The organism is Streptomyces sp. P5F9 (assembly GCF_057961495.1).
On sequence record NZ_JBXVPZ010000334.1, the window covers coordinates 1 to 10796 of the forward strand.

At 69.6% G+C, this 10796-nt stretch carries 12 protein-coding genes; 2 read left to right on the forward strand and 10 right to left on the reverse strand.

Features of this window, described 5'->3' with window-relative positions; genetic code table 11:
- The 6 genes from AC31A1_RS36760 to AC31A1_RS36785 form a co-directional block, all read right to left on the reverse strand.
- The coding region (locus AC31A1_RS36760; protein ID WP_489657465.1) for an LLM class flavin-dependent oxidoreductase at nucleotides 1-918 on the reverse strand (918 nt) is incomplete at its 3' end.
- Between the two features lie 35 nt (nucleotides 919-953).
- Complete coding sequence (locus AC31A1_RS36765) at nucleotides 954-2150, reverse strand: SfnB family sulfur acquisition oxidoreductase (RefSeq protein ID WP_489657466.1); 1197 nt, start codon at nucleotides 2148-2150, stop codon at nucleotides 954-956.
- A gap of 5 nt (nucleotides 2151-2155) precedes the next feature.
- Nucleotides 2156-2710: an NADPH-dependent FMN reductase gene (gene ssuE, locus AC31A1_RS36770; protein WP_200709625.1), complete on the reverse strand. Its 555-nt coding sequence runs from the start codon at nucleotides 2708-2710 to the stop codon at nucleotides 2156-2158.
- A gap of 61 nt (nucleotides 2711-2771) precedes the next feature.
- Nucleotides 2772-3989 (reverse strand): acyl-CoA dehydrogenase family protein, encoded by a 1218-nt coding sequence (locus AC31A1_RS36775; RefSeq protein WP_489657467.1) that lies wholly within the window; start codon nucleotides 3987-3989, stop codon nucleotides 2772-2774.
- 28 nt (nucleotides 3990-4017) lie between these two features.
- Nucleotides 4018-5139 (reverse strand): dimethylsulfone monooxygenase SfnG, encoded by a 1122-nt coding sequence (gene sfnG / locus AC31A1_RS36780; RefSeq protein ID WP_489657468.1) that lies wholly within the window; start codon nucleotides 5137-5139, stop codon nucleotides 4018-4020.
- A 120-nt stretch (nucleotides 5140-5259) separates the two neighbouring features.
- Complete coding sequence (locus AC31A1_RS36785) at nucleotides 5260-5343, reverse strand: putative leader peptide (RefSeq protein WP_351305882.1); 84 nt, start codon at nucleotides 5341-5343, stop codon at nucleotides 5260-5262.
- 137 nt (nucleotides 5344-5480) lie between these two features.
- Between AC31A1_RS36785 and AC31A1_RS36790 the strand changes: the two genes are divergently transcribed.
- Complete coding sequence (locus AC31A1_RS36790; protein WP_489657469.1) at nucleotides 5481-6398, forward strand: LysR family transcriptional regulator; 918 nt, start codon at nucleotides 5481-5483, stop codon at nucleotides 6396-6398.
- A 73-nt stretch (nucleotides 6399-6471) separates the two neighbouring features.
- On the opposite strand, the gene AC31A1_RS36795 is transcribed toward AC31A1_RS36790, so the two are convergent.
- Nucleotides 6472-6660 carry a DUF8839 family protein gene (locus AC31A1_RS36795; RefSeq protein WP_033280720.1) on the reverse strand — a complete coding sequence of 63 codons (189 nt, stop codon included), beginning with the start codon at nucleotides 6658-6660 and terminating at the stop codon, nucleotides 6472-6474.
- Between the two features lie 257 nt (nucleotides 6661-6917).
- Here AC31A1_RS36795 and AC31A1_RS36800 point away from each other — a divergent pair, with 257 nt between their 5' ends.
- Nucleotides 6918-7358: an SPW repeat protein gene (locus AC31A1_RS36800; protein ID WP_489657470.1), complete on the forward strand. Its 441-nt coding sequence runs from the start codon at nucleotides 6918-6920 to the stop codon at nucleotides 7356-7358.
- Between the two features lie 63 nt (nucleotides 7359-7421).
- On the opposite strand, the gene AC31A1_RS36805 is transcribed toward AC31A1_RS36800, so the two are convergent.
- The 3 genes from AC31A1_RS36805 to AC31A1_RS36815 form a co-directional block, all read right to left on the reverse strand.
- Nucleotides 7422-8192, reverse strand: a complete 771-nt coding sequence (locus tag AC31A1_RS36805) for an ArsR/SmtB family transcription factor (RefSeq protein WP_489657471.1) — start codon at nucleotides 8190-8192, stop codon at nucleotides 7422-7424.
- 99 nt (nucleotides 8193-8291) lie between these two features.
- The gene (locus tag AC31A1_RS36810; RefSeq protein WP_489657472.1) at nucleotides 8292-9035 is read right to left on the reverse strand and encodes a phosphotransferase; all 744 of its coding nucleotides are present in this window, start codon (nucleotides 9033-9035) and stop codon (nucleotides 8292-8294) included.
- A gap of 275 nt (nucleotides 9036-9310) precedes the next feature.
- On the reverse strand, nucleotides 9311-10780 hold the full coding sequence (locus tag AC31A1_RS36815) for an APC family permease (RefSeq protein WP_489657473.1): 1470 nt from the start codon (nucleotides 10778-10780) through the stop codon (nucleotides 9311-9313).
- Nucleotides 10781-10796 lie beyond the last annotated feature (16 nt).

The window sequence follows — 10796 nt, forward strand, 5'->3', positions numbered from 1 at the left end:
ACCCCGGACGAGCCCGATGCCCGCCCACAGGTTGGGATGGATCTCCAGCCCGTCCCGGCTCCCGCCGTGCAGCGCCAGCATCCGCTGCTGCCCCTCGGACTCGCTCCGCGCGAGCCCGGCCTGTACGGACTTCACGGTCTCGGAGTCGAACCCTTCGAGCAGCCGGTTCGCCTCGGCCCAGGCCTCCGCGGACGTGTCACGCGTGATCACGTGCAGCCGGATACCGAACCGAAGCGTCCGCCCCTGCTTCGCCGCCAGTCCCCTGATCCAGGCGATCTTCTCGGCCACCTGGGCCGGCGGTTCGCCCCAAGTGAGGTACACGTCCACGTACTTGGCGGCGATCTCCCCCGCGATCGGCGACGACCCCCCGAAGTACACCTCGGGCACCGGGTCGGGCAGCCGCGCCAACTTCGCGTCCTCGACGCGCAGATGCTCACCCGCCAGATCTACGGTCTTCCCGTCCCACAACTGCCTTACGATCTCCAGGAATTCGCCGGTACGACGGTACCGGTCGTCCTTGTCGAGGAAGTCGCCGTAGGTCCGCTGCTCGTGGCTCTCGCCGCCGGTGACGACGTTCAGGAGCAGGCGTCCGCCAGTCTGCCGCTGGAACGTGGACGCCATCTGCGCGGCTAGCGTCGGCGAAACGAAGCCGGGGCGGAAGGCGACCAGGAACTTCAGGCGTTCGGTGTTCTGGCTGACCATCGCGGTGGTGAGCCACGCGTCCTCGCACCAGGCACCGGTGGGCGTGAGGGCGCCCACGAAGCCGAGGTCCTCCGCCGCGCGGGCGATCTGGCTCAGGTAGGCGACCGTCGGCGGCCGGTCCCGGCCGGAAGCGGTAGCGGGGGTGCCGTGACCGCCGCCCACGACATGGCGGCTGTCCCCGTTGGTGGGGAGGAACCAGTGGAAGGTGAGGGACACGTGGGGGCTCCTGTCTGGACTGTCCTGTGGGTGAGTTAGAGGAGGCCGTGGCGGGGCGGCCTGGTGCCGTTCAGCACGTAGCGGCCGATGTGCTGGATCTTCCAGCGCGCCGGGTCGTGCAGGGTGTGGGTGCGGGCGTCGCGCCAATGCCGGTGCAGATTCAGCGAGTTGAGGGCCGAGCGGGTACCCGACACCTCGAACAGGGCGCCCGCCACCTCGACGGCCGTCTGCGCCGCGTGCACCTTGGCCGCCGCGACCGCGATGGAGGCCTCCGCCGCCGAGTCGCTGTCGAGGTCGGCGCGCGCCGCGTCCACGGCCTTGGCCGCCTGGATCAGCAGGGCCTCGGACGCCCTTACCTGGATGGCGAGTTCACCGAACCGCTGGATCAGCAGCGGGTCCTCGGCTGCGGTCTCGACCCCGCTCTCGAACCAGGGGCGGCTCTTCGTCCGGACGAACTCGGCGGCCTCGGCCAGCGCTCCCCCGGCGATCCCCGCGTCGATGGCCGCGTGCAGCAACTGGGCGACGGCGCCGTGGAGTTGGGGTCCCTGGAAGGTGAGGTGGTGGGGCAGGACACGGTCGGCGGGGACGGCGACCGCCTCCAGGCGGACGGTGCCGCTGGCCGTCGTACGCTGGCCCATGCCGTCCCAGTCGTCGACGACCGTGACGCCCTCGGCGCCGCCCGGGACGTACGCGACATGGAGGTTGTCGTCCTCGGTGCGGGCGAGCACGGGGATCCAGTCGGCGAAGAGCGCGCCGGTGGAGTAGTGCTTGACGCCGTTCAGCCGGTAGGAGCCGTCGGGCTGGCGGGTCAGGCGGGTGCGGATGTCCTGCACGTGTTTGGTGCCGGCCTCGGACTGGGCGTTGCCGAAGCGGCGGCCGGCCAGCAGCTCGCCGAAGAAGAACTTCTGCTGGTCCGCGGTGCCCTGACGGCGGATCACATTGACGTAGGCGAAGTGGCTCTGCGGGATCTGGGCGAGGCTGCCGTCTGCCGAGCCGAGCAGGCGGAAGATCTCGGCGAGGGTCTCCGCGCTCACGTCGGCGCCGCCGTGTTCGGCGGGCACAGTGACGGCGAGCAGTCCGGAGTCGGACAGGCGGTCCAACTCGGCGCGCGGGAGCCTGCGTTCGGTGTCGCGCGCGGAGGCGCCGGCCCGGAACTCGTCGGCGAGCGCGGCGGCGAGGGCGAGGGCCTCGGCGTCGTCCGCGATCACGTGGGCGGTCGCACGGTCGGTCATGGTGGTCAGCTCGCCGCGGCCAGCAGCGGGGTGCGGCCGAGGGCCGCCGAGAACTGGTCCACCACCTGGGTGAGCGCCTCGGTGGTGGCCGGGGCGACGGTGAGCGAGCCGTCCTCGTGGGCGGTGATGTCCTTGTCGAGGGTGAACCAGCCCTGGACTATGTGGGCCGCGCCCATGGAGTTCAGCACCGGGCGGAGCGCGTAGTCGATGGCGAGCACATGTGCGGTGGACCCACCCGTGGCGAGCGGCAGCACGGTCTTCCCCGTGAGGGCGTACTGCGGAAGCAGGTCGAGCAGCGCCTTGAGGACTCCGGAGTAGGACGCCTTGTAGACGGGGGTGCCCACGACCACTCCGTCGGCGCGTGCGAAGAGTTCGGTGGCCTCGACGATGGCCGGGTGCCGGAAGTCCGCGCCGAGCAGGGCCTCAGCGGGGATGGTGCGCACGTCGAGCGGGATCACCTCGTGGCCCTGGGCAATCAGCCGCTTGTCGAGGTGCCGTAGCAGGCGGTTGGTGCGCGAGGAGACGGAGGGACTGCCGGAGACGGACAGGACGGTGGCCATGGGTCCTCTTTCGGGGAGGCGGGGCGCCCGCTCAACTGGCAGGCGCCCCTGGGCAGTTCGGTCAGGAGTACCAGGTGGGTTCGGGCAGTTCGCCCTCAAGGACCCAGCGGCCGACCTCGCGTCGCTTGTAGGCGACCGGGTCGTGCAGGGTATGGGTGCGGACGTTGCGCCAGAACCGGTCCAGGCCCTCCGAGGCGGCGGTGGAGCGGGCGCCGGTGACCTCGAAGATGCGGTTGCCGATCTCCAGGGCGACATCGGTCGCGCGTGCCTTGACGGCCGCGACCCGCACCTCGAAGTCGCCGCGTGTCTTCTCGGTGACGGCGTCGGGGTCGTCGTGCAGTTTCTGCCCCTCGGCGGCGACTGTGTCGGCGAGGGCCTCGACCGCCCAGAGCTTCGCGGTGAGGTCGCCGTAGGTGTCGATGACGTAGGGCTCATCGACCGCGCGCTCGTATCCGCCGTGCAGCCAGGAGCGGGTTTTGGTGCGGGTGTAGGTGGCGGCCGTCTCCAGGGCGCCGGCGGCGATGCCCAAGTAGAAGTTGACGAAGACCAGTTGGATGGTGGGGACGTTGAGCGTGTTGTACGTGCGCGGGCGGAATTCCTTGTCGACGTAGCCGGCCGCCGAGGACCACGGGGTGCGGACGCCGTCGAGGATGACGCCGCCGCTCTCGGTGAGCCGCTGGCCGATGTTGTCCCAGTCGTCGAGGAAGGTCAGGCCCTCGCTGTCGGAGGGCACGATCGCGAAGACGTGCTGGTCAGTGCCTTCCAGGACGCCTTCGAGAACGGTGACGTCGGAGACCTTGCTGCCGGTGGAGAAGGACTTGCGGCCGGTGAAGACGAGGTCGTCGCCGTCCTCGGTGACGGTGACGTCCTTGTCGCGTGGGTTGACGGCGCCGCCGAAGAACCACTGGTTGCGGGCGGCCTCCGCCTCGACGTGCTCCCACTGTTCGCGGGTGCCGACCAGGCGGGCGGCCCAGTTCCACAGATAGTGGTAGCCGAGGAGTTGGCCGATGGAGCCGTCGGCCTTGGCGATCTCGCGGACGACGCGGTAGGCGGTGGGCCAGTCCTGGCCTCCGCCGCCGTGCTCCGTGGGGCCGAGCAGGGTGACGAGGCCGGAGTCCTTGAGGAGTTGCACCTCTGCGTACGGGGTGGCGCCGGCCCGGTCGCGGGCGGCGGCGTCGGTGTCGAGGAGGGCGGCGACCTCGGCGGCGCGGGCGATCCAGTCCTGGGCGGACCGCGGGGCCGGGCGGGTCTGCCAGTCGGTGGGCGTGACGGTGCTCATGCGGGGTCCTCTTTCGCAGGGGGTGCGATCAGGCGTGCACGGAGACGGACTCGGTCTCGCCGTCGGGGAGTTGGGCTTCCAGTTCACGCACCAGCGGAAGCACCCGCTTGCCGAAGTACTCCACCTCCTCGTGGTAGTGCAGGAAGCCGAGCAGGAGAAGGTCGACGCCCAACTTCTTGTAGGCGACGATCCGTTCGGCGACCTGCTCCGGGGTCCCGATCAGCCCCGTGCGGAACCCGTCGTTGTACTGCACGAGGTCCTCGAACGTGGAGTCCTGCCACATGCCCTTGCCGTCGGCCGAGGACTGCCCGGCCTGCTTCACCGCGGCCCCGAAACCCTCGACGGCCTCACGGTCGGCCTTGGCGACGATCTCACGGAGCGTGTCGCGCGCCTCGGCCTCGGTGTCCCGCGCGATGAGGAAGCCGTTGAGGCCGAACTTCGGTGCGGTGCGGCCGACTTGGGCCGCCGAGTGGCGTACGTCGGCGAGCTGCTCGGTGACGCCGTCGAAGTCCTTGCCGTTGGAGAAGTACCAGTCGGAGACGCGGCCGGCCATCGCGCGGGCGGCCGTGGAGTTGCCGCCCTGGAAGATCTCCGGGTGCGGGCGGTCGGGGGTGTTGAGTGGCTTGGGCTTGAGGGAGAAGTCGCGCAACCGGTAGAAGTCTCCGGCGAGTTCGGTGTGGTCCTCGGTCCAGATCTGGCGCAGGGCCTGGATGAATTCCTCGGAGCGGCGGTAGCGCTCGTCGTGCTCCAGCCAGGGTTCGCCGAGCGCGGTGAACTCGCCCTTGAACCAGCCGGACACGACGTTGACGGCGAAGCGGCCGTTCGACAAGTGGTCGGCGGTGGCGCCGAGTTTGGCGAGGACGCCGGGGTGCCAGAGGCCGGGGTGGACGGCGGCGATGACCTTCAGGCGCTGGGTGGCGAGGAGGAGGGCGAGGCTGAAGCTGGTCGACTCGTGCTGGAACTCGGCGCCGTAGCTGGCCATGTAGCGGACCTGGCTGAGCGCGTACTCGAAGCCGTTGTTCTCGGCGAGGACGGCGAGTTCGCGGTTGTACTCGTAGCCCCAGTCGGTGCGTTGCTCGATCTTGCTGGTGACGAGTCCCCCGCTGACATTGGGGACCCAGTAGGCGAATTTCACGGGCTCTGCGGGCATGCGGAACTCCTGTTGCGGAATGCGTTTTCGGGCACGCCGAATCCGGCCGGAGCGACATCCGGCGAATATCAGACGGGAGTGAAAAGTGAGCGGCGGATCACGGGACGGAAGTGACGGGGATCAGGCCGCGGTGCAACAGGAGGCGCTGGAGACGCGCGCGAGGTCGACATGGCGTCGCCGCGTGAGGTCCAGTCGCATCATCATGCCGTCGATCGTGGCAGCCGCCCGCGGGGACCGTCAAGGAAAACCCGACCGGTCTCGTATCGCGGACCATTGAATTTCACGAACGTGTGACAGGGAAACCCTTGAACAGCCCGGGAAATCCGCCGCATTCTGCGGGCATGCGCACCGAACAGCTGGAATACATAGCGGCCGTGACCCGGCTCGGCTCCCTGCGCCGGGCCGCCGAGGAACTGCGCCTGTCGCAGCCCGCGTTGAGCGAGACCGTGCGCAATCTCGAACGCGAGCTCGGCGTCGACCTCCTGGAGCGCAAGCGGTCCGGCGCGACGATGAGCGCGGAGGGCCGGGAGCTGCTGCCGAAGATCGTCGACGTGCTGGACGCGGTGGACCGGCTGCGGGCCGCGGCGGGCGAGCAGCACCGGATCAGCCGCATGGTGCGGGTGGGCACGGTCAACGCGGCGACCGTGCCGCTGCTGCTTCCCGTCGTACGGGAGTTCCGTGCCTCGCATCCGCTCACCCAGGTCGAGGTGGTCGGCGCCCAGCAGGCCGACATCCACCGGGCGCTGTCGGAGGGCGGGTTCGATCTCGGGCTGGTCAATCACCTGGACGGCGACGACATGCCGGCCGAGTTCGAGTCCACCGAGCTGCTGTCCGGGCTGCCGGTGGTGTGCGTGCGCCCCGACAGTCCGTTGGCGTCCCGGCCGACCGTCAGTGTGGACGACCTACTCACCGAGCCGCTGATCGGTATGCGTTCCGGCTATGTGATGCACCGCTATGTCCACCGGCTGCTCGACGGCCGGGGCCCGGCCTTCGCGTACTCGACCGACGGCGCCGAGATGGGCAAGCTCATGGTCGCGGAGGGGCTCGGGGCGACGGTCCTGCCCGACTTCAGTGTGGTCGGGGACCCGTTGGAGCGGCTCGGCGCGATCACCTACCGGCCGATCGCCGGCGACACGGCCCGCGTCCTGCTGATGCTGCGCCGCCGCCGCGCGGACTCCGTACCGCAGGCGGCCGGGGATCTGCACGAGGCGTTCGTACGGCGAGCACGGGAGCTGACGTACGGCGGGCACGGGAACTGAGCGGAACGCGCGCCTGAGGCTGTGGACATCGCCTGAGGAGATGGTCGTCCGGCCCGAGACGGTGGTCGTACGGTCAGTCCTCGTCGCCCATCGGAACCACCACGAGGAACGCGTCGGACTTCAGGTCCATGACGACCCTGGCGGGCTCACCCTCGGCGCGGCGCCGGGCCGCGAACTCCTCGGCAGGCCATGATCCGCGCGGAGCCCCCGCCGAAAACCGCTTCAACACCTTCGCGCCCATGTCCGCAGACACCTCCAGCATCGTTCTTCGGCTCCCCACGGGGACCGTCGTGCCTGTTCACCTGCCCCCGATCGACGCCGGCATGCCAACTGACCACGAGCCGGCCAGACTGCCCGCACTCCAGCAGCGGGTCCTGCGGCTGACGCCGCCGCCTCCGGGGCGACGAACAGGCTGACCACTACACATAAAGGCGAAATAAGAGCACTATGGAGATAAGCGGCTTTTGCCGCGTACCGCACCAGTCGCGGTCAGGCCAGCGAAGTCAAAGGAGACGAGTCATGGCCAACGTCTCGCACACCAGAGGTGACATAGCGAGCCACCCTGATGTCTCCGAAATGCAGGCGCGCTACGCCCGCATGCTCGGTGGACGCGATGTGGCGCTCGTGGACGGACCGGTGTTCCTGCTCGGTCTGTACTGCGCCGTATCCCCGTGGATACTCCACTACACGACGAGCCAGCCCTCGCTCGTGCCGCACAACCTGATCGTCGGCATCGCGATCGGCCTGCTGGCCCTCGGGTTCACCAGGGCGCCGGAGCGCATGTACGGCCTCAGCTGGGCGATGAGCGCCCTGGGTGTCTGGATGATCGTCTCGCCGTGGATCGTCGGCACCGACCCCGACAAGGGCGTCATCCTGAACAACGTCATCATCGGCGGACTGGCCGTGCTGCTGGGCCTGGTGTGTGCCGGTACGGCGGCGCGGAGCACTCCCAAGCCGTAGAGACCGGCCCCCGAAACCACCGTAGGAACCCGGAAGGAAGGCACGCCCTCTCCTCCGCCCCCTTCAGTGGCCGCCCGGCACCAGCCAGGGCGCCTGCGGGAGGGGGCTGCCGGTTTCGAGGACCGACTTGAGGTTGGACAGCACGGCCGGCCAGCCGCCGGACACGTCGGACAGCTCGCCCTGGTCGGCGAGGTCCTCGTGGGTGACGGTGAGCCGCACGATGTCCTCGTGGCGCCGGATGTCGTAGGTGACGCGGGAGTACTTGTCCTCCCGGCCCTCGTTCTCCGGCGCGGCCCATGTGGTCACGAGCCGGGTGGGGCGCTCGCTCTCCACCACCGTGCCGACGACGTCGGCGATGCCGGAGCCGTCCGTGCGCACGTGTTCCCAACGGGAGCCCTGCTGCCAGTCGGACACGTTGCTGTGACCCCAGTAGGCGGCGGTCAGGTCGGCGTCGGTGAGCGCGTCCCAGACCTTCTCGGGGGTGCTCGCGATGTAGGTGACGTAGACGAATGTCGGCTTGTCGGTCATGGCTTCCTCGGCTCGTCGCTTCAGGGCCCCGAGTGCGCGCAGTCGCGGGCGCTCGAACTTGTCGATCCAGCGCTCCTGCATCTCGTGCAGCGGGACCGGATTGAGGTAGTGCAGCTTCTCCCGCCCGCGCCGCACGGTGCTGACCAGGTTGGCGGCCTCCAGGACGGCCAGATGCTGGGTCACCGACTGACGGGTCATGTCGATGCGCCCGCACAACTCGCCGAGCGTCTGCCCGTTCTCCTCGTGCAGCCGGTCCAGCAGACGTCTGCGGGTCTCGTCGGCCAGAGCCTTGAAGACCGCGTCCATCCCTGAGTCATGTTCGGATCGCACACTCAACGTTATGCAGGCAGTTACCTGCATGTCAAGGCGGGAGGCTTCGTCCGGTTCATTCCGCTCTACGGCACCTCAGCGCAGGAACGTGCCCAGCTCGCGCCGGTGCGCCGCCACCCAGCCGTACGCGTCCCGGATGTCGTCCACGACCCCGCTCGCCCGCAGCCCGGCCATGCCCCGCTCACCGCGCTCGGCACCGGCCTCGATGCCTCGCCGGCACCGGTCCTGCCACCACAGGACCGTGCCGAGGAGCCGGCCGGTGGCATCGAGTTCATCAAGGCCGTACGCCTCGCAGATCAGCGCGATCTGGCGGGCGGTTTCGGACACGTCGGTGACGCCCGGGCCGAGGTCCAGGTACTGCCAGCAGACGTGGGCGACGTCGTGGACGCGCTCGCCGGGGGCGGCGAGGTCCCAGTCGACGAAGGCCAGCGGGTGCCACGCGCTGCCGTAGACGGTGTTCTTGGGCGCCAGGTCGTTGTGGCAGACGACGTCCTGCTCACCGGCCTGCGGTGTGCCGTGCGTCAGGTCGTGGAACGCGCGGACCAGCTGCGCGACGCGCACCAGGCTGTCGTCGGTGCGGGCGGCGGACCGTTCCTCGGGGCTGACGGCCGCCCGGCCCTCGATGTACTGGAACACCTCCCGCCCCCGCTCGTCCGCGCCCAGGAAGCGCGGCGCCCCCATCCATCCCCGCCGCTCGAACAACGCGAGCAAGCCGGTCACGAAGGCCGACCGTTCCGGCGGGGCCGGAGTGCGTCGCACGGTCTCCCCGACTCGTACGACCTTGTTGATCGCGCCTCCGCCGAGCGCCGATTCCTCCACGTGATCCGCCTCCCCGAAATCGTTCGACCGCACGAGTATCGCTTGGCACGCTGCTCGGATGGATCACGCGGAGGCACTGCTGTCCGGAGGGGGCGGGCAGGGCTGTGATTGGTGTGGCCAACTTGGCGGCTGCGTAAGGGAATTGCGCCGCACTGAGGTATCGGCGGCTCGCCTGCGCGGGCGCCCGCGGACACCGTTCGGGTGGTGACCGACGGGCGCTCCGTCGTCGAGGTCGCGGTGGACGTGCCGGCCGCGACCGGCTGGGTCAACTGCCGCTAGGCGCCTGCCGGTTCCGTGTCCGGGGTCGATTCCACGAGGTACTCCTCCGTGATCTCCTTCGGGCCGAACGGCCACACCTTCTCGAAGCGGGCCCAGATGACGAACGCGACGCAGCCCAGGGCCAGCCAGGCCAGGGACCACTCGATGGGGTGGCGACCCGGGGAGTTCTTGTCCGCGTAGCCGTAGATCACGCACCAGCCGACGAAGGCGACGATGCTCGGCACGGGGTAGAGCCACATGCGGTAGGGGCGGCGGAGGGTCGGCTGGCGTTTGCGCAGGACCGTCAGGGCGATGATCTGGGCCAGTGCCTGGACGATGACCATCACCGTGGTGAGCAACTGGATCAGGGTCGCCAGATCCGTGTGGCGGCCGATGAGGAAGCCGATCGCCGTGATCACGCCCATGGTGGCCAGGCCCAGCATCGGGAAGCGGTGCTTGGGGTGGAGTTTGGCGTAGGGGCGGAAGAAGACGCGTTCGCGGGCCGCGTCGTAGGGCACCCGGGAGCCGCCGAGGAGGCCGGTGAAGACCGAGGCGAAGGCCGTGATGAGGATCAGGACGGTGACCGTGTCGGCGGCGCCCTTGCCCCAGGTCTCCTCCAGGACCGCCGAGGCCACCGAGGTCGAGGCGATGTCGTTGACGTGCGTCATCCGGTGCCAGTCGATGACGCCCAGCGTGCCGATCTGCAGCATCAGGTAGATCGCCATGATGCCGACGATGGAGAAGAGGATGGAGCGCGGGAGGGTGCGGCCGGGGTCCTTGATCTCGGCGCCCATGTAGGCAGTGGTGTTGTAGCCGAGGTAGTCGTAGATGCCGATGGTCAGGCCGCCGGCGAAGCCGAGCCAGAAGTGGTCGCTGCCCAGGTCGAAGGCGTGCGCCGGGTAGGTGAAGGCGAGGTGCGCGCTGAAGTCGCTCGCGGCGGCCACGATGACCAGGAACACCGCGGCGATCATCACGGTCCACATCACGGCGGTGATGCGCGCGATGTTCTCGATGCCGCGCCACAGCAGGAGGACCACCACGGCGATGACGCCGAGGCCGATCAGGTCGCCGGACGTCTTGCCCAAGTCCGGTGCCAGATAGCCGAGATACTGCACGAAGCCGACCACGCCGGTCGACATGATCAGCGGGATGAAGAGCATCGCCGTCCAGACGAACAGGAACGGCATCAGCCGGCCGGTGCGGTACTGGAAGGCCTGGCGCAGATAGACGTAACTGCCGCCGGAGCCGGGCATCGCGGCGCCCATCTCGGCCCACACGAGTCCGTCGGCGAGCGCGAGGACCGCGCCCGCGACGAAGCCGATCACCGCCTGCGGACCGCCGAACGCGGCGACCATCAGCGGGATCGTCACGAACGGCCCGATGCCGCACATCTGGCTCATGTTGATGGCGGTGGCCTGGAAGAGGCCGACGCGGCGGACGAACCCGCCGTCGGGGGGCGGGCTACCGGGAGGCGGACTACCGGACATGGGGACTCCTGGGGCT